This is a genomic window from Paenibacillus sp. Mc5Re-14 (assembly GCF_001049835.1).
GTDB classification, from domain to species: Bacteria; Bacillota; Bacilli; order Paenibacillales; family Paenibacillaceae; genus Paenibacillus; species Paenibacillus polymyxa_C.
Genome location: NZ_CVPD01000001.1, coordinates 2,908,561 through 2,929,431, shown reverse-complemented (window position 1 = coordinate 2,929,431; position 20,871 = coordinate 2,908,561). Strand labels below are relative to the sequence as shown.

23 protein-coding genes are annotated in these 20,871 nt (G+C 49.0%); 2 read left to right on the top strand and 21 right to left on the bottom strand.

Annotated features, from left to right (window positions below; translation table 11 throughout):
* Nucleotides 1-5 precede the first annotated feature (5 nt).
* Nucleotides 6-1,490 (bottom strand): phytoene desaturase family protein, encoded by a 1,485-nt coding sequence (locus tag BN1546_RS13320; protein ID WP_090737904.1) that lies wholly within the window; start codon nucleotides 1,488-1,490, stop codon nucleotides 6-8.
* Between the two features lie 409 nt (nucleotides 1,491-1,899).
* Between BN1546_RS13320 and BN1546_RS13315 the strand changes: the two genes are divergently transcribed.
* A complete protein-coding gene (locus BN1546_RS13315) occupies nucleotides 1,900-3,135 on the top strand; it encodes a PHB depolymerase family esterase (RefSeq protein WP_090737902.1) in 1,236 nt (411 codons plus the stop codon).
* 114 nt (nucleotides 3,136-3,249) lie between these two features.
* Here BN1546_RS13315 and BN1546_RS27330 read toward each other — a convergent pair whose 3' ends face one another.
* The 13 genes from BN1546_RS27330 to BN1546_RS13260 form a co-directional block, all read right to left on the bottom strand.
* A complete protein-coding gene (locus BN1546_RS27330) occupies nucleotides 3,250-3,357 on the bottom strand; it encodes a putative metal homeostasis protein (protein WP_016822819.1) in 108 nt (35 codons plus the stop codon).
* 240 nt (nucleotides 3,358-3,597) lie between these two features.
* Nucleotides 3,598-4,473: a cysteine ABC transporter substrate-binding protein gene (locus tag BN1546_RS13310; protein ID WP_090737900.1), complete on the bottom strand. Its 876-nt coding sequence runs from the start codon at nucleotides 4,471-4,473 to the stop codon at nucleotides 3,598-3,600.
* An 18-nt stretch (nucleotides 4,474-4,491) separates the two neighbouring features.
* Nucleotides 4,492-5,247, bottom strand: coding sequence for an amino acid ABC transporter ATP-binding protein (locus BN1546_RS13305; protein ID WP_090737898.1), 756 nt, complete (start codon nucleotides 5,245-5,247; stop codon nucleotides 4,492-4,494).
* A gap of 17 nt (nucleotides 5,248-5,264) precedes the next feature.
* The gene (locus BN1546_RS13300; RefSeq protein ID WP_090737896.1) at nucleotides 5,265-5,942 is read right to left on the bottom strand and encodes an amino acid ABC transporter permease; all 678 of its coding nucleotides are present in this window, start codon (nucleotides 5,940-5,942) and stop codon (nucleotides 5,265-5,267) included.
* On the bottom strand, nucleotides 5,923-6,588 hold the full coding sequence (locus BN1546_RS13295; protein WP_090737894.1) for an amino acid ABC transporter permease: 666 nt from the start codon (nucleotides 6,586-6,588) through the stop codon (nucleotides 5,923-5,925). The genes BN1546_RS13300 and BN1546_RS13295 overlap by 20 nt, the downstream gene beginning before the upstream one ends.
* A gap of 219 nt (nucleotides 6,589-6,807) precedes the next feature.
* Nucleotides 6,808-8,256, bottom strand: a complete 1,449-nt coding sequence (locus tag BN1546_RS13290; RefSeq protein WP_090737893.1) for a SulP family inorganic anion transporter — start codon at nucleotides 8,254-8,256, stop codon at nucleotides 6,808-6,810.
* Nucleotides 8,257-8,547: 291 nt separating this feature from the next.
* A complete protein-coding gene (locus BN1546_RS28500) occupies nucleotides 8,548-8,667 on the bottom strand; it encodes a PIN domain-containing protein (protein ID WP_369690580.1) in 120 nt (39 codons plus the stop codon).
* Nucleotides 8,668-8,800: 133 nt separating this feature from the next.
* Nucleotides 8,801-8,950, bottom strand: coding sequence for a hypothetical protein (locus BN1546_RS27860; RefSeq protein ID WP_255305342.1), 150 nt, complete (start codon nucleotides 8,948-8,950; stop codon nucleotides 8,801-8,803).
* Nucleotides 8,951-9,190, bottom strand: a complete 240-nt coding sequence (locus BN1546_RS13280; protein WP_016822811.1) for a hypothetical protein — start codon at nucleotides 9,188-9,190, stop codon at nucleotides 8,951-8,953.
* Nucleotides 9,191-9,254: 64 nt separating this feature from the next.
* Nucleotides 9,255-9,827 (bottom strand): hypothetical protein, encoded by a 573-nt coding sequence (locus tag BN1546_RS13275; protein WP_090737891.1) that lies wholly within the window; start codon nucleotides 9,825-9,827, stop codon nucleotides 9,255-9,257.
* Nucleotides 9,828-9,850: 23 nt separating this feature from the next.
* Nucleotides 9,851-11,521 carry an ABC1 kinase family protein gene (locus BN1546_RS13270; protein ID WP_040102671.1) on the bottom strand — a complete coding sequence of 557 codons (1,671 nt, stop codon included), beginning with the start codon at nucleotides 11,519-11,521 and terminating at the stop codon, nucleotides 9,851-9,853.
* 1 nt (nucleotide 11,522) lies between these two features.
* On the bottom strand, nucleotides 11,523-11,882 hold the full coding sequence (locus tag BN1546_RS13265) for a phasin family protein (RefSeq protein WP_013373513.1): 360 nt from the start codon (nucleotides 11,880-11,882) through the stop codon (nucleotides 11,523-11,525).
* A 105-nt stretch (nucleotides 11,883-11,987) separates the two neighbouring features.
* Nucleotides 11,988-12,626 (bottom strand): ThuA domain-containing protein, encoded by a 639-nt coding sequence (locus tag BN1546_RS13260; RefSeq protein ID WP_017428602.1) that lies wholly within the window; start codon nucleotides 12,624-12,626, stop codon nucleotides 11,988-11,990.
* A 429-nt stretch (nucleotides 12,627-13,055) separates the two neighbouring features.
* On the opposite strand from BN1546_RS13260, the gene BN1546_RS13255 reads away from it, so the two are divergent.
* A complete protein-coding gene (locus BN1546_RS13255; protein WP_013373515.1) occupies nucleotides 13,056-13,505 on the top strand; it encodes an AbrB/MazE/SpoVT family DNA-binding domain-containing protein in 450 nt (149 codons plus the stop codon).
* 104 nt (nucleotides 13,506-13,609) lie between these two features.
* Here the strand turns inward: BN1546_RS13255 and BN1546_RS13250 are convergent, their stop codons facing one another.
* From BN1546_RS13250 to BN1546_RS13220, 7 genes are all read right to left on the bottom strand, one after another.
* Entirely contained in the window at nucleotides 13,610-15,064 is a 1,455-nt protein-coding gene (locus BN1546_RS13250; RefSeq protein WP_090737889.1) for a cobyrinate a,c-diamide synthase, read from the bottom strand.
* Nucleotides 15,057-16,145, bottom strand: a complete 1,089-nt coding sequence (locus BN1546_RS13245; protein ID WP_090737887.1) for a cobalt-precorrin 5A hydrolase — start codon at nucleotides 16,143-16,145, stop codon at nucleotides 15,057-15,059. The genes BN1546_RS13250 and BN1546_RS13245 overlap by 8 nt, the downstream gene beginning before the upstream one ends.
* Nucleotides 16,138-16,932 carry a precorrin-4 C(11)-methyltransferase gene (gene cobM / locus BN1546_RS13240; protein WP_013373518.1) on the bottom strand — a complete coding sequence of 265 codons (795 nt, stop codon included), beginning with the start codon at nucleotides 16,930-16,932 and terminating at the stop codon, nucleotides 16,138-16,140. Before cobM ends, BN1546_RS13245 begins: the two co-directional genes overlap by 8 nt.
* Entirely contained in the window at nucleotides 16,929-17,645 is a 717-nt protein-coding gene (gene cobI / locus BN1546_RS13235) for a precorrin-2 C(20)-methyltransferase (RefSeq protein ID WP_090737885.1), read from the bottom strand. The genes cobM and cobI overlap by 4 nt, the downstream gene beginning before the upstream one ends.
* Before the next feature lie 29 nt (nucleotides 17,646-17,674).
* A complete protein-coding gene (cbiE, locus tag BN1546_RS13230; RefSeq protein WP_090737883.1) occupies nucleotides 17,675-18,931 on the bottom strand; it encodes a precorrin-6y C5,15-methyltransferase (decarboxylating) subunit CbiE in 1,257 nt (418 codons plus the stop codon).
* Nucleotides 18,924-20,069, bottom strand: coding sequence for a cobalt-precorrin-5B (C(1))-methyltransferase (locus tag BN1546_RS13225; RefSeq protein ID WP_090737881.1), 1,146 nt, complete (start codon nucleotides 20,067-20,069; stop codon nucleotides 18,924-18,926). Before BN1546_RS13225 ends, cbiE begins: the two co-directional genes overlap by 8 nt.
* A gap of 74 nt (nucleotides 20,070-20,143) precedes the next feature.
* Nucleotides 20,144-20,788, bottom strand: coding sequence for a precorrin-8X methylmutase (locus BN1546_RS13220; protein ID WP_013373522.1), 645 nt, complete (start codon nucleotides 20,786-20,788; stop codon nucleotides 20,144-20,146).
* Between the last annotated feature and the right edge of the window lie 83 nt (nucleotides 20,789-20,871).

The following is a 20,871-nucleotide window of genomic DNA, read 5'->3' as shown; positions in this document are numbered from 1 at the left end:
TCTGCCTATCTCAATTTGGCGGCGATACGATCAGCTTCCATTATACCCGAGTTCATAGCTCCTTGAAACCCGCCCCCAGGCTGTGTCCAGGCCCCTACCAATGACAGACGGTTCACTGCTGATTTGTGCTTCAGTCTGTGTATACCGGACTGCCGCACCGTTTGCGCAAAGCCGTAAACAGCCCCGCCGGGATTAGCGGTATACCGCTGCATTGTGCGTGGTGTGCCCAACTCTGCCACTACCACTTTACTGCTAAAACCAGGGTATAGCTGTTCAAGGCGTTCCAGTATCTGCTGTTTTACTGCTTCTTTTTTGGCTTTATATTCGGGACGTGCGCTAGGCCAGTTCTCCAATCTGTCCAAAAATGTAACGGTGATGACACCCTTTCCCGCTTCATTGAGTGTAGGGTCCATGGCGTTATAATTTGTGAACATCCAGTTGCCTTTCGTATACTGGCCGCTCATCATGACTTCATAATCCGTCTCCGAATCCGGCTCGTTACATAGGATTAAGTCTTCTTCGGTGATCCCAAGCTCGCGAGGCTCGCATGATAGCCCTAGGTATAGCTGAGTAAGAGATGTGCCAGTCTCCATTTCGGTGACAGCCTCCAGCTCACGACGGGCGGCATTATGATTTTCCAGCAGACGACCATAGGTATGATGAGGACTGATACCAGACACAACCCAGTTGGCTTTATATACATCCCCTTTGTTCAGACGAACACCAGCTGCCTTACCACGTTCAAGTATAATTTCAGACACCTGACTGCGCAGGTGAACTTCTCCTCCAGCTGATTGAATAGCTTCGACCAGCGCATTGGACAAGGCCTGTGCACCTCCCTGAATGTAATACGTCCCCTCCAGATGATAGCCCATCCAAGGAATGAAAAAATACAAGGCCGCAAGCCTCTTCGGGGGCAAACCATAATAAGCCCATAGGGCGGTGAAAAATTCCGTGAATCGGTCAGTCAAGCCAAACTGGCTTACAGCCTCCCAGGCAGTCATTTGCGTCCAGCGGAAGAAGGTGCCTGCTTTGAGCAGGCCCGCCATCTTACGCCAGGAAGTACGGGAAGAAAAAGCAGAAAAGCCTGCCTCAAAACGGCGAATACCTGCGAAAAGCTTGTCAATGGCTGCTGTCTCAGCAGGAAACATGCCTTTGAGGAGCTGCGTGTACTCCCGCACATCAGATGGGATATCAATGGTCTGTCCTTCCCAGCGAATGGAGTAAGGATGCTTTTTGCGTAGAGGGACGATTTGCTGGTCCACATGGCAGTCCTTTAACATCCGGCCGAAGCTGCCTTCTTCGAGTCCGCCGACGCCGTGCAAGGAGACATCAAAGGTATATCCCTTTCTTGTGAATTCAGTAGCAAAGCCGCCAGCCAAAGTATGACTTTCAAACACAGCTGTCCGGTAACCCAACGCAGAAAGTCTGGCTGCACAAGACAAACCACCCAGCCCGGCACCAATGACAATAACATCATATTGGTTCATGATTTCATCTCCCTTGTTAACGTCGTTATATAAGTTAACAGTGTTAAGTTAAGGAGATTATATACTACCGTATCTCCGTTGAAAAGCTCTATTTTCTTGTTTCCTGCTATAGAACAATGAGCACAATCTTCATATTGCTCAGCACAAGTCACTCATTTGATTTTAGTAGTCTCCCGTTGCGAAGGTAAATATATATTATAAAAACATCCAAAATTGTAGCGCTTTCACTTGTCAGATTCCAAGGAGGATGCTATTCTTCAAGTGGGATTGTTACTGAAAAGGCAAAACCCGAGTACACTTGTGTACCCGGAGTTTGCCTTTTTTTGATTTGTATGAGTTCCACAGCATACAGTCAAGCATCCTGAGCATATAGTAAGCGCTTTAAAAAAACACCAAAGGAGATTATCTTATGCAAAAAAGACGTTTCGCCCTTGTTCTACTATCTTTCGTGCTCTTGCTTACGATCTTTTATCCATCCTCCAGCTCTGCCGCGGCAGCAGCCGATGTTCCAGCACCACAGGCTACTCTGCTTACTCAAGTACAGCCTCTGGGTGAGGTTGTTTCTGCCGTTGTACTGAAATACAGCACCAATATTGACGGAGCATCCCTGTCCACATCCAGCTTTCAGGTTCAATCTGTACTCAATGATGTATACACGGACAGAACCGTGACCGGCGTATATACCAACGATACTGGCGCCATCACCAACCGCAGTACTCATGGCAAATATGTCGTGATCGAGCTGGATGCGCAGGACAAAAATGCAAGCACTCTCACTTACGATTCCACAAGCGCAGTCAACCGCATCAATCCATTGAACTATTACATTAGCCAAAAGAAAGATATTGCAACTTCAAAGAAAACAGTCATTCCAGCTTCTACACAGACTGTAAAAGCAACCGATAAAGTGACACCCATTGTAGACGATTTCCAAAAAAACACCTTTGAAAATAAAGATGGCTTCAAACTGAACTACTTTACATTTGAACCTAAAGTAGAGCCTGGCAAAACCTACCCATTGGTTGTATTCCTACACGGAAACGGCGAACGTGGTGATGGAAATGGAGTCAACCTGTTAGCAAATGCTGGTGCTGTCACTTGGGCTTCTCCTGAGCAGCAAGCCAAACACCCATCCTTCGTCATCGCTCCTCAAAGCCCAATTGACTTGGAGCATAAATTTATTTGGGCAGATGAACCACGCAACAGCGCTGTTGCCGATTTGGTACGTGAAACGGCCTTGAAATATCCGATCGACACCAACCGCATCTATATCGTAGGTATTTCTCAAGGTGCCATGGGGACATGGAGATTGTTAGAAAAAAATCTTGATCTGTTCGCTGCGGGCGTGCCGATTGCCGGTCTGACCAACTATGAAAAAGCTGTTAACATGTATGCTCCTGTTGACCCTGCACACGTTGAAGTGTTGAAAAATGTTCCGATTTGGGCCTTCCATGCTGCAGACGATACGACAGTAAGTCCTAAGAACTCGCAGGAAATGGTCGCTGCCATTAAAGCACAGAACGGAAACCTCATTCATTTCACTGAATACGAAGCAGGGATTATCAAACCTACAGGACACTTCTCCTGGGTTCCGGCTCTACAAAATCAGGATATGATTGAATGGCTATTTGCACAAAAGAAATAAAAAAAGGGCACCTGCCTTCCTGTGTACCACCATCAGGAAAGCAGGTGCAATATCAAAACGAGGAGACTAAAAATTTTGACACTGGTATTGCATTTGCAGTTAACTTGAAGCTTGTTACTTCGCGCGCTTCGCAGCTTTGATCGTTCTCAAAGCCCGTCTGCGCGTTACCTTGTTCGGACTGCTGAGCTGTCTTCTGGCAGTAGCCACATCCGTTTTAGCCATGTGTAAAGCACCATCCTATTCACTTAGGCTCATATTGGGAGTCTGCGCCTAAAGACTTAAATGATAATGAGAATCATAATCATTTAAAATTATATAATGAAATCTATGAGCATGCAAGAGATTTTGGGGAAGTATTATCTTGATAAGAAGTTGTCAAAGCTCCCTTTTCCCCAAATTAAAGAAGCGTTGGGACAGCAAGCCCAACGCTTCTTTATGCTTAATAAGTAACTTATACGATGATTAATTAACCTTTCCGCCCTCTACAACCAATTGATCCGTAAAGCCTTCTCCGTAAACGGAGGTCAGTGTATCCTTATAGGCTTGATGGACAAAATTCTCCTTGCCCAACGTAGCCAGTTCGTTGTTGATCCAGTCCAACAGTTCCTTATTTCCCTTCGCTACTGCGGGAGCAATCGTATCTTGACCACCGAAGGCTGGAATGCTTACGGTGAAGCCGGGATTGGCCTTGGCCCAAGCGATCAGCTCTGTATTATCATTCGCAATGGCGGCACCGCGTTTGTCTTTGAGAGCTGAAAAGATTTCGGTGTACTGGTCGAATTTGAGCAGCTTGATGTCAGGATAATTTTTTGTGAAATAAGTTTCAGCCGTCGTTCCCTTGGCAACAATCAGCTTTTGATCCGAACCCTTCAATTGGTCGATCGTGGTGATTGGAGCGCTGTCGGGTGACACAATACCAAAGGATAATTTCATATACGGGTTAGCAAAATCGACTTTTTCTTTACGCTCATCGGTCACAGTAAAGTTAGCCATGATGATATCTACCTTGTTCGACTCCAAATAGGCAACCCGGCTGGCGGCATCCACCAGAACGAATTCCACCTTGGACTCGTCGCCCAAGAGATCTTTGGCAAATCGTTTCGCGATATACACATCAAAGCCCTGATTCTTCCCTTCAGAATCCACGTAGCCAAAAGGCGGCTTATCCGCAAAAACACCGATTCTAATCTTGCCATTCTTTTTAATGTCCTCAATTGAGGCGAATTTAGCCGAACCCGAACTACCATTGGTGTTTCCAGCTCCTGCACATCCTGCCAAGCCGATGAGCAGCAAGCTCAGAGCCAGTAATAACGTTGTGAACTTCATTCCTTTTCTCATCTGTATTCATCCCCCTGTTTATATCGTTTCGTACTGAAATATATCCAGAAAGTGCTGAGCACGCTCTGTTTCCGGTTGGGTAAAAAATTGCTGTGGTGTAGTCATTTCACATATCTGTCCTTGATCCATAAAAACGATACGATCTCCTACCGACTTGGCAAATCCCATTTCATGCGTCACGATAATCATCGTCATCCCCTGTTGGGCCAGCTCCCGCATGACATCCAGCACCTCTCGGACCATTTCCGGGTCCAAGGATGCGGTGACTTCATCAAAAAGCATAATTTCAGGGTTCATACACAGGGCGCGCACAATCGCAATCCGTTGCTTTTGCCCGCCTGATAATTGTCTCGGATACGCATCCTTGCGATCCAGCAGACCGACTCGCTCCAATAGCTGCTCCGCTTGCGCAAGTGCCTCCTGCTTGTTTCTCCGCTGAACTTTAAGCGGACCAAGCAATATATTTTCCAAGACCGTCATATGCGGAAACAGCTCATAGTTTTGGAACACCATTCCGATATGCTGCCGCACCTCACGCCAATTCACTTTTGTATCCGTTAGATCCTGTCCTCTGTAACGGATATCTCCGCCCTGGACCGGCTCCAGACCATTGAGACATCGAAGAAGCGTACTTTTTCCACATCCTGAAGGACCGAGAATGACCACGACTTCCCCTTTCCTTACGTCCAGACTAATCTGCTGCAGCACTTTTCGGTCGCCGAAGCTTTTGTCCAGCCCTCGAATTTCCAATAAAACCTCCACAGCCTCTCCCATGACACCACCCCATCCTGCTAATTTTGCCATCTGCGTTCAAATCTTTTGGAAAGTCTGGATAACGGATAGCATACAAGAAAATACAATATAAAAATAAAACCATACACCCAAAAGGATGCCGAAGGCGCTTTGATTACACCTAGCTCAATAATCTGCTGTCCAACCTTCACCACTTCCACTACACCGATCAGCACCACTAATGATGTGGTTTTGATCATCCGTGTCGCCAGATTAATAGAACCCGGAAGCATTCGGCGCACCGCTTGGGGAATGAGCACATGACGGTATAATTGCCAATAGGTCAGCCCCAGTGCCTGCCCGGACTCCACCTGATGCTTGGGCAGTGATTCCAGCGCACCACGAACAATATCACCAATCTCGGCTGCTCCCCACAGGCTGAATACGATAACTGCTGTCAATTCCCCGCTGATATTCACATTCAGCAAAGGTGTAAATCCAAAATACACGACATACAACCATACCAAAATCGGAATAATGCGGAATGTCTCCAAATAGAATCTCAGCACAAATCGAATCGATCTTGATTTTAAGGTGCGCAGCAGACCCATCAGAATGCCTAGCAGCGTACCAATAATAATGGAAAGTAATGCAATCTCCAGTGTAACGAGCAATCCCCCTAATAGACGCTCGAAATTCGATCCCTCAAACAGCACATTAATCCCCGAACTCAGCATATCGCACCTTCCTTTCCACCCACGTCAGCAGCATCGACAAAGGTAAAAGCAGAATGAGATATGCCAATACCAGCAGAATCAACGATTCTGTCGTTTTGTAGTACATGCCGATCAGGTCTTTGGCCACATTCATCAGATCCAGTAAGGCAATGGCACCCACAATGGAGGTCTCCTTGAGTAGAAAGATCGCATTCGCTCCCAAGGATGGAATACTGATGCTAAATGCTTGCGGCAAAATAACATATCTCGCCAGTTGTATTTTGGACAGTCCGAGGCTCAACCCGGATTCCGTTTGGGTTTTACTCACGGCTTCAATTCCACCGCGGAACGCCTCAGCCATATAGCCCCCGCCCAAAAAGGTCATCCCCACAATGGCACACGTCATTTCGCTCATGTGCAGACCAATTTTCGTAAACCCGTAATACAGAAAATATAACTGTACAAGCAACGGCGTATTTCGGGAAAGCTCGATATAGGCTACAATAATTCCGCTAATTCCTTTCACCCTGTAATACAGCACTATGCTGCACAACAAACCGACAACTAGTGAAAACAGAATAGCAAAAAAGGCAATCTTCAACGTCAGCCACATGGCTTCTCCATACAGAGGCAAGCTTTCTACAATAAAATCCCAGTCTAAGTTCATATGTACATACCTTTCAATTTTCAATTATTCCTATGTACTTGCTATGCTTAATAACAACGATTGTATTCCTGCCCATTTATTACGTCAATACTTTGATGAAAATTTGTCATATTTATCTATGATTAAGAAAGAAAACCGTTATTTTTTTCAGAAATAAATAAAAAAAAGCCCAAAATGGATAAGTTCCATTTCAGACTTTGCTTTATGCTATATGATTCATCACATGATCGGCTCTGTAACTACAGGACCACCGAGCTTCTCCACAATTAAACGGCTTTCCTCATTTAACCCTTGCAGGGTAATAGTTTTACCTGAGTTTCTGTATTTTTGCAGCACCTTGCCAATGGCAGTAACCGCCGAGTGATCCCACACATGTGAATGGCTAAAGTCCACCACAACGCGCTCTGGATCATCCGAAGGTTCAAAATGATCGACAAAATGAGTCGTTGAGGCGAAAAACATCGGCCCCCTGACATGGTACACCTTTGCTTCATGATCCTCAGTCGTACTGATACGGATTTTAGCCATTTTCCAGCCAAAATGCAGGGCACTCAACAGTACACCTACGATCACACCCTTGGACAAATCATGCGTAGCCACCACGATAATGACCGTGACTACCATAATAAACGTATCTGCTTTGGGTACCTTCGCGATGTTTCGAAGCGACTTCCAATCTACGGTTCCGATACACACCATGAACATGACTCCCACCAATGCGCCCATAGGCACTTCCTTTACAACACCACCAAGCACGAGCAGCAGAAAGGCCAAGAACACCCCAGCCGTGAAAGTGGATAGACGTCCTCTTCCGCCTGAGCTGACATTAATGACGGATTGTCCAATCATAGCACAGCCACCCATACCCCCAAAAAAGCCATTTACAAAGTTGGCAATCCCTTGCCCACGGGCTTCCCGGTTTTTATTGCTTTTCGTTTCGGTCATTTCATCCAAAATACTGGCTGTCAGCAGTGATTCCAGCAGTCCAACTAGCGCCATCGTAAAGGAATACGGCAGCAAAATCCGCAACGTGTGCCACGACCACTCAATTTGTGGCAAATGGAATGAGGGCAGCGAGCTGGTTAACGTACCGATATCTCCTACCGTTTTGACATTCAATCCAAATACATACGTAATGATCGTCATGATAATAATTGCTGTCAATGGAGCGGGAACGCTTTTCACAAATCTCGGTAAAATATACACAATGAGCAATGTTCCCGCTACCATCGCGTACATGATCCAATTCGCTCCATGAAAGTGGGTGAGCTGCGCCATAAAGACGAGGATCGCCAGCGCATTCACAAACCCGGTCATGACCGGTTGCGAAATAAAGCTTATAAAGCGACCTATTTTCAAAACACCCAGCAGCACCTGAATGATCCCAGCCAAAATAGTAGCTGCAAATAAATACTCCACGCCATAATCTTTGACCAGACCAACAACCAGTACAGCTACAGCCCCGGTTGCTGCCGAGATCATCGCCGGACGTCCGCCTGCAAAAGAAATGACGATGGCCATCGAGATGGAGGCATACAGTCCGACCATGGGGTTGACACCTGCAATGATTGAGAAGGCAATCGCCTCCGGAATCAGCGCCAGCGCCACAGTCATGCCCGCAAGTATATCAGCCCGGATATTACCGAACCATTGTTGTTTAAGATTCATACTGTTTCGTTCCAGCCTCCTATATTCACAGAGAACAGCATCTTGACCTGCAACCCGATATTGCTTTGGGCATCCGTCCAGCGGTCAATCGCCAAGGCTCTCCTATCATTCAGCTCGTCTCTCTCAAACGAACCCGTTCCGTTACATCCAGTCCATCATTATAACGCAAGGGAATTGTAGAGACGAATGAGTTAAAAGGCTGTTTACAGAAAGAAAACATCTATTTACTTGAAATATCGCCCGTTTTCTTTATCTGGTTCGTTTTCTTATATTTAAAATTTTTTCGCAATTCTAAGCTTCCAACCTACTAAAGTTTATCACCTTAACTTCATACTCTGATTCTGCGAACTGTAAATCTTGATCCGCCGTAACCAATACCAATTGGTTTATAATAGCTGTCGCAAGAATCAAAGCATCTGGGGTCTTAAGTCTTCTTACAAACTTATCCTATTGTTCTCTTCTGATACGACCCGCTTTAATTGCGATTTCTGAATTAACTTCAATAAATTCCCCGCTAAGAAAAGGTATCGAGCTTAAGTCTGTTTCAGTGGACAATCCAGCTATAAACTCGGACTGAGTTATCAGAAAAGAAAATATTTTCTTTATCTTTCTCAGCTTGTTGTATTACTTTATCCAAGGATGTATCAAGTCTATGAAGGGCAATAGCTGCATTCGTATCAAATAAATATCCCATCTAATCCCAATCCTCCCTGGATTGCTTAACACTCTCCTCAATTTCTAGCAACTGTTCCTTGCTCAGGCTACCTCGGGAATTCAAAACAGCTTGCAACCCTTTGGGTAACGGGGACTCTAAATCAATGACTTCCGTTTCCCCCTGTTTGTTCTCAATAGTAACTTTTGATGGTTCGAACCCAATATCACGAAGGAGACTTAGGAGACGTATTCGATGTATATCCGTTAATTTTTTTGCCACTAAAATCACTCCTTAGCAAAAGTTTAGTTTCCGTTCATAGCTTGTTTAATTCGTTTTCTTATATTTAAATTTTTCGTAATTGCTGTACAAGCTCCGATAGAGATTCAGCAATCTCAGAGTCCGCATAGCGCTGGAGCAAGCTCTCAAAATCAGGGAGCGCTTGCTTTAGTAGCCGACAGCTATAGTCATAATAGCTCCAAAAAGCTACCAGATCATAGCCACGTGCTTCTTCCTCTTCCCACTCCAGTTCATCTTCTTCTGGATCGCTGTCTGCCGGCCATAAATATTTCTCATCTAGCAGCATGGTCAAGGATTCCACAGACTCCTGTGAGTCCGCTTGTAGATTTTCTATGTCCAATGCTTGAACAACCGTATGGTACAACTCCAACTCACTCAGCGTGATATCCTCCGGTCTTCTCGCATGCATATTCCGCAATAAGAATAGTAGCGCCCATGGGGTAACCTGCCACAATGTACCTTGATGTTCTATCAGATCAGCGATGGCTGCATACTCCCCATTGGATATTAAATGCGGCAAGTCCGTCCCCCTACCATAAGGAGTAGTCAGGCGGTGCCACGGTACATCTGTAATTTCAAGAGTATTCATTAAGGCTGTGTTCATCTTATGAGTATCCATGACGCCTCCTTTGTAGTCGGTATCTAGAATCTTCCTGATTTAAAAATAGAATATAGTAAAAAGGCAACCATTAAGAGCGCTACGACAAAGCCAATTTCAATCGCAGGTACGTTCCACAGCATGGTCGCCTGATGATTTAGTGATGAACCGATAATCAGTCCGACCATAATGATGCTGAACGCCAACAGCACAATACTGAATGACAAGCGATTGCTGATCTGATCCAGCTTGCGCAAAAGCTGTTCCAGCTCTGGTACGGTAACTTCCAGTTTGAGCTTACCCTTGCTGATAATTGAGGTCAGATGCCTCGTCTGTCTCGGCAGTTCCATCAGTGTCTCCACCAGCTCGGTCGCACCACCCAACAGCTTGCCCCGAATCCGACGACCGCTGAAGCGTTCCTTCAACAACTTGTTGCCAAAAGGCTCGGCCAAAGCAATAATACTGAGATCGGGGTCCAAATGCTCTACGACCCCTTCCAGTGTCAGCAGCGCTTTGCCAAGCAGCAGGACATCCGATGGCAAACCAATCCGATGGCGCTGTGCTGCGCCAAACAGGTCGTTCAAGGCATCGCCAATACTGACCTGTGAGAAAGGAACGTCCGAGTAATCTTCGCGTATCTTGTCCAGATCAGCTCGCAGCGCATTCAGGTCAGCATCCGGGTCGACCAGCCCCAGTCGCTCGATGGCCCGAACCATTGCATCGGTATTTTTGCGCATCAGGGCGATCATGAGGGAAGCGAGATGATTCTTCATCTCTTCGCTCAGCCTACCCGCCATGCCAAAATCCAAGTAGGCGAGACTTCCATTTCTCAGGACGAGCAAATTGCCTGGATGGGGATCGGCATGAAAAAAGCCCTCTATAAAAATTTGATGCAGCATGCTGTTGACCAGCCGCTGCGCCAGTTCTTTCAAGTTGTAGCCACGGTGTAATAACTCTTCACGACTCCCCAAGTGAGTCCCGTCCAGAAACTCCATGGTCAGTATACGTGAGGAGGTATGATCCCAGTATATTTTCGGAATATAGATATGTGGGTCCTGCTCAAATTGGAGCGCAATCTTCTCTGTGTTACGGGCTTCATGGTTGTAATCCAGCTCCTGAATGAGCGATCTCCCTAGCTCTTCCACCATCTGGCGAAGCTGATAACGCTCCACCCATTCCCAGCGCTTGGCTGCCATTGCGGTCAGTTCCCGTAAAATGTCCAAATCCCGCCGGATGATGCGATTAACGCCTGGGCGCTGGATTTTAATGGCAACCATTTCACCGCTGTGCAGCTTGCCCAGGTGCACTTGCCCAATCGAAGCAGCCGCCAGCGGATCATCGTCAAAACGAACCAGTATGTTCTCCAATGACGTATCCAGCTCCTGTTCCAGAATGCCACGCGCTGTTTCAGGCGAAAAAGGCGGTACCTGATCCTGGAGCTTAACCAGTTCGCGAATAATAGGCTCTGGCAGCAGATCAGCACGTGTACTTGCCAACTGTCCAAGCTTGATGAATGCAGGCCCCAGGTCCTCCAGCACAAGCCGAATCCGTTCACCTAGCGTTTTCGACTCGGGGGTTTCTCTCGTCAGCCACTTGCGGGGCAGGGATAGCAGCTGGAACAGTCCCATTTCTTCCACCATATAACCAAAGCCATGACGCGCCAGCGCCATGGCAATTTCCCGGTAACGACCGGCGTGCTTCATGCGAACGGCCATTTTAATCCAACCGGTTCGCTTCTTCAGCGTCACTCGAACCCGTAAGCGCCGCCTTTTCTTTTTCCAGCTCCGCTACCTGTTTTTCCAACAATGCCACACGCTGCTCCAAACTTGTGACATCATTTTCGGTAGGCACTTCCAGTTCCTGCAAAATGCGGCTAACCTGCTCGCGGATCATAGTTTTGAATTGTCCCTGCTCCTCTGCTCCTCGTTCGATCAGACGATCGACCAGCGCTTTGGATTCCGAGGGCGCAAGTTCTCCCCGATTTACAAGATCCTCGACGGCTTTCTCCACCTTTTCTTTGCTGACAACGGTGAGGCCCCACCCCAATGAGATGGCTTTTTTGAACAAATCGCTCATAATATATCCTCCCCTACCTGTGATTACCTATAGTATAACCTGAAAAGGGGAGCCGCATAAAGCTCGCAGCTCCCCTCCCATAATGGTTGGAATGAATGATTATACTTAACCCGGAAAGCGTCCGGCCCACTTAGCAGCCTGAAGCAGCAGCTTACGGTATCCCTCGTGCTGGAAACTTGGCTGATTATGTCCTGGCATCAGGTAGACGACCCGGCCCAAGCCATAGGACAATGACCATGCAGCCGGCCACCACTGACCTTCATACTCGTATTCCATCAACAGTGTTTTTTCGGTGAATGGGTCAAAATCAAAACGATACGGCTCCTCCTGAATCTCGAACGGCTCGATCCCTTCCATAATCGGATGATCCGGCTCTGTTACCTTGAAGGAAAGCTGCTCCGCTGCCGGATGTCGCAGGAAACGTGCTCCCATGAGCTGTGCAATTTCATACCGTCCTTGCAATGTAATCCCGTTATGCAGCACAAGCAGTCCACCTCCGCCGCTGACGTAGGACAGCAGTCCTGCTGTTTGTTGAGGAGACAGAACCTCCTTACGGCTATCACAATACGAGATGCATAGATCGAATGAGGCTAGATTTTCCTTGAGCAGCATTTTACGATTTTCACTGCATTGTACCGTCATCCAATCTTGTAAAATATGGCTAATCTCTTCGTCCACCCCTTGTAGCGGGTGAAACTCTGGATATGAATAATCTCCTAGCAGCAATGCTTTTCTTTTTTCCATCATAAATCCTCCTTGCCTGACTTGTATATAAGGACTTTAAAGGCGGGTCCCGTGCCAACGGTCTCTTGTTTTGGGGTCAAAAAGCTCTAAAAAATTCCTTTGGCCCTCATCTTTTTCCCATAACACCGCCATCGTTGTCCAAGCTACGGCATATATAAATAATTCTACAGACGGCCTATTAAATCCTTTAGCAGAAGATTATAGCATATATGTTCGCTCGGAATAAACTAATTATAAATTTATAAACATGAACGCTGGCGATTCCGCCCGTTTATGGTATACTCGTAAGAAAAAAAGTGCGTCCATGCTTTATTAGCAATAAGGGGCCGCTTTTCGTAAGAAATCTATGCTTGCGGTTATAGAATTGATAAGAATTGCCTCAAAGCTTATACATTCTATAAATCTTAAAACACTGGGGAGGTTGCATGAATGAAAAGGACTGGAATGACCCGGCCCTTGGACAGCTTGGGACGAATTGTGCTTCCTAAAGAGTTGCGCATGACGATGGAGATTGACATCGGCGATCCATTAGAGTTTTTTATTGAAGGCCAAACACTCATGCTCCGTAAGTACAAATCAACCAATTGTATATTTTGCGGTTCGGTTGATACCAACACCTATTTTAAAGATCAGTTTATCTGCGATGCATGTGCCACCTCGATGAAAACCGAAGATTTACTTCCAGTCACAGCGACTGAAACCCAGTCACCTCCACTGAAGCAAAACATGCATATGAAAAAGATTTATCAGCGCACGGATGTTATTTTGGAGAAAATGAGAGAGCTTATGGAAGAACATCCGGCATCTTCACAAAAACAACTTGCTTCCATGCTTGGCGTGAGTCAGGGAAGGATTTCCCAACTGAAAAAGCTTATGTAGGCGAATCGTCCAAAAAACAATGTATACGCTTCCATGTTATGTAAGATTTAATTTACTTTATTTAGAACAGCCGGACCCTTATAGGGACCCGGCTTTTTTGTGTTTTATTGGTAAGCCCGACATTTTTCAACCCAGCGTGCTGCTGCCTTGGGTAGAGAAGCGAGATGAATGTGTGTGTAGGCTGCCAAAAGGTTCCCTTTGGCATAACCTTCACTCTGAAGTCCGCGCATCCCCTTGGTTTGATAGGCAAAGGGATAGGGGGCGGCAGATTCATCATAGCTCATGACCGAATAATGAAATTCATGTCCACGAATCGTCTCTCCAGCCTCCAGCAGCAAGCAATCTTGCAATGCGGTTGCTTCCCGGTATCCTAATGCAGCCCGCTTCTCCTGCATGCGAACGTCCGAAGGGATAACCCCGGCCATGTGATGGGCGTGACCCGCACGATCCGTAAGCGTCCGGGCCAATACCATATAACCACCGCACTCCGCGAATACAGGCATATCCTGGCTCACTGCGTTGCGGATATCTTGCAGAAATCCTGTATTGGCAGCGATATCTGCCGCAAACTCCTCAGGAAAGCCGCCACCCAGATATAGGCCGTTGGCGTGCTCAGGGACGCGTTCTCCCGCCAGCGGACTAAAATAGACGATCTCTGCTCCCGCATGGCGCAGCAAATCCATATTTTCCGGGTAGTAAAAATTGAACGCCGCATCTCTGGCGACAGCAATGACGGGACGTTCCCCAGTCTCGGCTTCATGCCCTGCTGTTGGAAGCCGATCCGGAGGAAATAATGGGTGCTCGGGCAGCCTGAGCGGCGGAGCCGAATCCGCTAATGCCCGCAGTGCATCCAGATCCGTACCCGCGCGAATCAGCTCTGCCGCCCGTTGGAAAAGCGGCTCCAGCTCGCCGCGTTCTACAGCAGGCACCAGGCCCAGATGACGCTCAGGAATATCCAGCCCGTCATCGCGCTTTAACCAGCCGAGCACAGGAATGCCGCACTCTTGCTCGATCGCCTTTTTGACCATGCCGTAATGCCCCTGGCTACCGCAGCGGTTCACAATTACGCCCACAATGCGCAGCTTGGGCTCCAAGCGCTGAAAGCCAAGCACAATAGCGGCCGCGCTGCGGGCCATGCTGCGCACGTCGACGACCAGCAATACCGGGCTATCCGTCAGTATGGCAATTTCGGCGGTGGACCCGATATTGCTGAGCGGGTCCTTGCCGTCATATAGCCCCATGACGCCTTCAATCACGCAGAGATCTGCACCTTCGGATGCGCGGATAAAGGTTTCACGCACCGTATCCGGTGAGGTCATCCAGGAGTCGAGATTACGGGAAGGCGTTCCGGTCGCGGCCGTATGATAGGTCGGATCAATATAATCCGGACCACACTTAAATCCCTGCACTCGCAAGCCGCTATCGGCGAACGCCTTCATCAGCCCGAGGGTCACCGTGGTTTTGCCCGCACCACTGCCCGTACCAGCAACAACGATACGACTTCTGCGCGCAACGGCAGACAGATCAGGCTGAACAGCCTGCTTCATACCGTCAGTCATAGGAAACCCGTGCTACAGACAACGTCATATTGCCGCTTTTTTTCTTCTCCAGCAGCCAATGGTCTGCACCGGAGGACAACAGGGCCGCTGGTTCGCTGACTCCATATGCGCCGGTGTATTTAAAAACGGTATCCGATGGATTGGGAAGCTGCACCGTGTTCAGCTCTGACGGGGTGTAAGTCACCAGCTCCCAGCCGTATTTGGCGCAAAGGGCAAGCAAGCCCTCTTCGTCCTTTTTCAGGTCTATCGTAGCAATATTCCGTACGCTTTTTACAGACAAACGCAGCTCTTGCAAGGTGTCCAGCACACCCGCCTCCAGTTCCTCCAATGCAGTTCCCCGGTTGCAGCCAACGCCAAGCACCAAGCTTTTTGGGCGATACAGCACGCCATTAGAAAGAAACCTCTCCTCTTCCTCAGGCTCCAACAAGCGGTCACTCACGACCAACGCGGCGTTGAACGATTCTTGTAACGCTTCTGCCATCGAGGCATATACCTTGATATGCGCAGGTACAGGCTTGTCATAACGCCACCAGTTCCGTTCGCCTGTCTCTTGTATGAAGGCAACAGGCTCTTCGTTCACAACAGCGGCGCTTACAGGAGTAGCCTTATCGAAGCTATCGACTACCCAGCCCAATTCCCGACCCAACATGTCCACCGGAATCGTCCCCTGCACATCCGATGCAGTCGTGATTACCGCACGTGCGCCCAGTACAGCAGCTACATGACGGGTCAATTCATTCGCACCGCCCAAATGCCCAGACAGTACGCTAATAACATGTTCTCCGCGATCATCAATGACGACCACGGCGGGGTCTACCTTTTTATCCACCAAAATCGGTGCAATCATACGAACCACCGCACCGAGGGAAATAATTAAAATGATACCGTTATATTGTTTGAATAAATCCGGCAAAATTAGCTTGACCGAACCTTCGAACAATTGAATGCCACGCTCCTGCTCGTCGCCGCGCTCAAACTTGGACATGTAATACACATCCGTACCCGGAAAGCTGGCTCCCAAATTGCGGACCATCTCGACTCCATGCTTCGTGATCGCCACAGCGGCAAATGGATTACTCACCAGGCTTCACTCCCTTCCGGTAGCCGTGGGTGAATGACTTATCATACAGCTTGGAACGATGTGCGTCCTTGTCCACCAGCCCCGGGTCGAGCGCCCAACCTGCCAAAATCATGGCATGCATCGTAATGCCCGCTGCGCGCAGATCGGCTGGCAATTGGGCAAGCGTCGTGCGCACGATCTTTTGGTCCGGCCAGGTTGCACGCTGCACAACTGCTACAGGCGTGTCCTCGCTCCAGCCAGCCGCCAGAAACTCAACGACTACCTTCTTCGCCAGCGTTGCACTCAGGAATAGCGCCACTGTACAGTGATGAGATGCCAGATCACGCAGTTTTTCTCGATCCGGTACAGGTGTACGGCCTTCGGCACGCGTCAGAATGACCGTCTGCGTCAAGTCAGGCACCGTTAGCTCTGCACCCAGCACTGCCGCAGAAGCAAAGACCGAGCTGACGCCCGGTACGATTTCGTAGGCTACTCCGCGCTGCTTCAGCAGCACCATTTGCTCCAAAATCGCACCGTATACTGCTGGATCACCTGTATGTACGCGGGCTACACTGCGCCCCGCCTGCACAGCCTCGCTCATAATCTCCACCTGCCGTTCCAGATCCATGCCTGAACTCTGCAGTACCTGCGCCTCCGGCTTGGCCGTAGCAATCAGCTCATCGTTCACAAGTGAATCCGTGTATAACACCACATCTGCCGTGCGCAGAATCCGTGAGCCTTTGACCGTAATCAACTCCGGGTCGCCAGGACCTGCTCCTACGATATATACTTTTGGCTCCAACGTCATTTGCTCACCACCATTAAACTCAAATATTCAAGTTCCTGTCCGCGCAGCTCACAGGCGTTACGCCATACCATTTCATAAGGTGAAGTGACTTTGGTAATGACAGATGCACGATCCCCGAGGTTGAGCTCGTCCAGTACATCCAAAATCAAATCCAGTACCTTGGCAACCTTGATAAATACAACCGTATCGTGATTCTCAATTGCCCGCTTCATCGCTTCCCGATCATCCGTAGCCGGAATAATACCGACCTGCTGATCTCCGTCTGCCAAAGGCAATTCCAGGGCTGCCGCTGCTCCCAATACAGAAGAGATGCCCGGAATAGATACAATCGGCACCTCGGGATGAAGATCCTTCATCAGACGCGCCAAGTGAATAAAGGTGCTGTACAGATTAGGGTCTCCCTCTGTGACAAAGGCTACATCCTTTCCTTGGCTCAGAGCCTCCCAGCAAGCAACCACCGTTTTGTTCCACTCCCGCTCCAGTACAACTGGGTCCTTGGTCATTGGAAAAATGAGTCCCAACATCTCCTTTTCCTCCGGGTTAACGTATAATTCCACAATCTCGTGAGCATACGATTTGCCTCCCCGGCGTTTCTTCGGATAAGCCACAACTGCACATTCCTGAATCATGCGGTACGCCTTGACCGTAATCAGCTCGGGATCACCCGGCCCCACACCTACGCCGTAAAGTGTTCCTGTTGCCGCCGTATTCATGCTGTCTCTCCCCCTCTTGATTTACCAGCTTACTCCCCTGTTGCTCCGTCAGCCACGTCCACCGACGGCTGCCCTGTAATGACATATATCGGATTGAGTCCGTCAAAACGAGTCATATTCAAAATCGGCTTGCTACGTGCTGTTTGCAGTAACGTCACCGAGGTTTCGAGTCCTGCTGCTTGCATCGCCTTCATACCGTCATGCAGCGTCTCAATGGTTGCAGCATTCACTACAATTCGTCCATCCTTACGCAGACGCGAAGCACACAGACGAATCAGTTCTGCCAGTTCTCCACCGCTCCCGCCAATAAACACGGCATCCGGGTCTGGCAGCTCGTCCAACCCGGCTGGTGCTTTGGCATGGATCACTGGAAAATCAGTACGGAACTTGATCTTGTTCGCTTCCACATTAGCCAAATCGCCTTCGTTCTTTTCAATGGCGAATACCTGCCCGTACTTGGCCAGCCGAGCACATTCCACAGCTACAGAACCTGAGCCTGCGCCGATGTCCCATACGATACTTCGCTCGGTCAGTCGCAGCTCAGACAAGCTGAATACGCGCACTTCACGCTTCGTGATCAGTCCTTTTTCCGGCTTGCGCTGGTAAAATTCTGCATCCTCGAAGCCAAATCCCCGGCGAATCGCTGGTACGTCTTCCCCCTTACGGCGGCGTAAAACAACCACGTTCAGGGGTTGGAAGGTTCCCTGCGACATCTCCTCCAGCGTATAATGCCGATATACCTCATCCGGTCCTCCCAAATGCTCGCCGACAAAGGCATCATATTCCGTCATGCCAAAATGCAGCAGATAAGCGGCAACCGCGGCGGGATGATTGCGGTCGTCCGTCAGCAGCGCGATCTTGTTCTGTCCGTCGATCCGCTGCGCTAGTCCGGTCATCGGACGGCCGTGTACACTTTCCAACACCGCATCCTGCCAGCTTTCACCAAGACGCGCAAACGCCAGTTGAACCGAGCTGAGATGAGGTAAAATATCCAGGTGCTCAGCCCCCAGCTTGGCAGACAAATAGCCTGCAATGCCAAAAAAAAGCGGATCTCCTGACGCAAGCACGACAATATCCTTGTGCTCACGCAACCGTCCCAATTCTTCCACCACGGTGGATAAGCCGCTCTTTAATGTTCGTTTTTCTCCTGCGGCTGCCTCAAAAAAGGCTAGCTGGCGCTCGCCACCGACCAGCAGGTCGGCACGCTCAATTTGTTCCAGCGTCTCCTGCGACAGACCTGCCGTTCCATTTTCACCGATACCAATGACACGAATCACTCTACTCACCGACTCTCGCCCTCCCCAGCACGTTCCCTTTCATCGTTACCAGTACCATTTCTACGGTGATTCCACCACCTGCATGCTCCAGGCAATGCTGACACCCATAGGTACATAACTTTTCAAAAAAGCTCAGCGCATTCGCTTCGGTCATCATATCCGCTACCTGCGTAGCTGTATTCGCCTCAGCTACTGCCGTTGCAAGCGACTCGTCCACACCTGCCTCACACGCAACCTCGGCTAAAAATCCAAAATCCACCGGAGCGCTCTTGGAGTGAACCATCATGACGCCCTGAGCAATCTTCGACAGCTTGCCAGGCATACCGACGAGAATAATTTTTTTCATTCCTAATCGTTTACCATGCTTGACTGCAAAGCCGACAAAGTCACCCATCTGAATAAAGGCTTCTTCCGTCAGCTGATCATACATTTGCATTGCATATTTTTCACTGCTGCCGCCTGTGGTCAGGACAATTTCCTCGCAGTTCATCGCTTGTGCAACCGATATAGCCTGCACCACGCTGGCTTTATAAGCAGACGTGGAAAACGGAACAACCACACCGCGTGTACCTAGTATGGAAATACCACCAAGAATGCCAAGCCGTCCGTTCAGCGTCTTCTTGGCGATTTCTTCACCGTCCGGCACACTGATAACGACACGGACACCTTTGGCCGATCCGTGCTCCTCAAGCACGCCAGATACGGCTTCCGTAATCATCCGGCGCGGCACTGGATTGATCGCTGCTTCCCCGACAGGCACAGGCAGACCTGGCTTCGTTACCCGCCCTACTCCGACGCCGCCATCCAGCTCAATACCCGGCTCCTCCCGCCAGCTAACAGAGGCGCTAATTCTCGCCTGATGCGTGGCATCCGGGTCATCGCCACCGTCCTTGATCGTCGTGCAGGAAGCTTCGTCCGCATCCAACACTGGCTCGATCAGCTCAAACGCATGATCGAAGCCCGCGGGCAGCGATATCACCGCTTCCTTCGGCGGTATGCCCGTAATGAGCAATTGTACCGCTCCTTTGGCTACTGCAGCCGCACAAGCCCCCGTCGTAAAGCCTGACCGCATCGGCTTGTCCGGCGCGGGAGCTTCACCACTTTTCATCCGTTTGGGCCTGTCGGCGGACGCCGCTTCCTTTTCCATGCCAATTCCTCCTTAACCTCTTCTGCTGATCATGCTCTAATTCATTTCATGATACAGCAAACGGACAACCGCATCTAGCGGACAGCCATTAAGGAGATCGCATTCAATGCCGCTACGACAATCGTACTGCCGCCCTTGCGCCCAATATTCGTAATGAACGGAATATCCAGCTTGCGCAGCTCGTCCTTGGATTCTGCCGCCGATACAAAACCTACGGGCATACCAATCACCAGTCCGGGCTTAGCCGCTCCTTCTTTCACCAAACGAATCAGCTCCAGCAACGCTGTAGGCGCATTACCAATCGCATAGATTCCACCTTCGCCCGCCTGAATCGCTTTGCGCATGGAAATAATGGCGCGTGTCGTGTTCAGCCTTTTGGCTTCTTCCATCACGTCCGGGTCAGATATGTACACATGAACATCCCCGCCAAATTGACGGATGCGATCCTTGCTCAGCCCCGCCTGAATCATCTGCACATCTGCTACCACCGGCTGTCCTGCGCGAATAGCTGCAATTCCGGCTTCAATTGCTTTCGGATGAAATACCATGCTGCGCCCCAACTCAAAATCAGCAGATGCATGAATGACACGCTGTACAACGGGATATTGCTCTGCTGTAAATGGATGCTCTCCCAATTCTTCTGTGATCATCGCGAAGCTTTTACCCTCAATCTCCTGCGGCTGTACCGTTAGCGGTTTAAAATCTGTTTTAAAGTCCATGGTATCGACCACTCCCTTATGGAAAATAAGTTTAGGAAAAATAACTGCTCGTGTATTGAAATAACAGATATTTCTATTAAAAC

Coding starts and splice junctions, on each gene's coding strand:
- BN1546_RS13320 (WP_090737904.1), bottom strand. CDS start 1,490: ATGAACCAATATGATGTTATTGTCATTGGTGCCGGGCTGGGTGGTTTG.
- BN1546_RS13315 (WP_090737902.1), top strand. CDS start 1,900: ATGCAAAAAAGACGTTTCGCCCTTGTTCTACTATCTTTCGTGCTCTTG.
- BN1546_RS27330 (WP_016822819.1), bottom strand. CDS start 3,357: ATGGCTAAAACGGATGTGGCTACTGCCAGAAGACAGCTCAGCAGTCCG.
- BN1546_RS13310 (WP_090737900.1), bottom strand. CDS start 4,473: ATGAGAAAAGGAATGAAGTTCACAACGTTATTACTGGCTCTGAGCTTG.
- BN1546_RS13305 (WP_090737898.1), bottom strand. CDS start 5,247: ATGGGAGAGGCTGTGGAGGTTTTATTGGAAATTCGAGGGCTGGACAAA.
- BN1546_RS13300 (WP_090737896.1), bottom strand. CDS start 5,942: ATGCTGAGTTCGGGGATTAATGTGCTGTTTGAGGGATCGAATTTCGAG.
- BN1546_RS13295 (WP_090737894.1), bottom strand. CDS start 6,588: ATGAACTTAGACTGGGATTTTATTGTAGAAAGCTTGCCTCTGTATGGA.
- BN1546_RS13290 (WP_090737893.1), bottom strand. CDS start 8,256: ATGAATCTTAAACAACAATGGTTCGGTAATATCCGGGCTGATATACTT.
- BN1546_RS27860 (WP_255305342.1), bottom strand. CDS start 8,950: ATGGGATATTTATTTGATACGAATGCAGCTATTGCCCTTCATAGACTT.
- BN1546_RS13275 (WP_090737891.1), bottom strand. CDS start 9,827: ATGGATACTCATAAGATGAACACAGCCTTAATGAATACTCTTGAAATT.
- BN1546_RS13270 (WP_040102671.1), bottom strand. CDS start 11,521: ATGGCCGTTCGCATGAAGCACGCCGGTCGTTACCGGGAAATTGCCATG.
- BN1546_RS13265 (WP_013373513.1), bottom strand. CDS start 11,882: ATGAGCGATTTGTTCAAAAAAGCCATCTCATTGGGGTGGGGCCTCACC.
- BN1546_RS13260 (WP_017428602.1), bottom strand. CDS start 12,626: ATGGAAAAAAGAAAAGCATTGCTGCTAGGAGATTATTCATATCCAGAG.
- BN1546_RS13255 (WP_013373515.1), top strand. CDS start 13,056: ATGAAAAGGACTGGAATGACCCGGCCCTTGGACAGCTTGGGACGAATT.
- BN1546_RS13250 (WP_090737889.1), bottom strand. CDS start 15,064: ATGACTGACGGTATGAAGCAGGCTGTTCAGCCTGATCTGTCTGCCGTT.
- cobM (WP_013373518.1), bottom strand. CDS start 16,932: ATGACGTTGGAGCCAAAAGTATATATCGTAGGAGCAGGTCCTGGCGAC.
- cobI (WP_090737885.1), bottom strand. CDS start 17,645: ATGAATACGGCGGCAACAGGAACACTTTACGGCGTAGGTGTGGGGCCG.
- BN1546_RS13225 (WP_090737881.1), bottom strand. CDS start 20,069: ATGGAAAAGGAAGCGGCGTCCGCCGACAGGCCCAAACGGATGAAAAGT.
- BN1546_RS13220 (WP_013373522.1), bottom strand. CDS start 20,788: ATGGACTTTAAAACAGATTTTAAACCGCTAACGGTACAGCCGCAGGAG.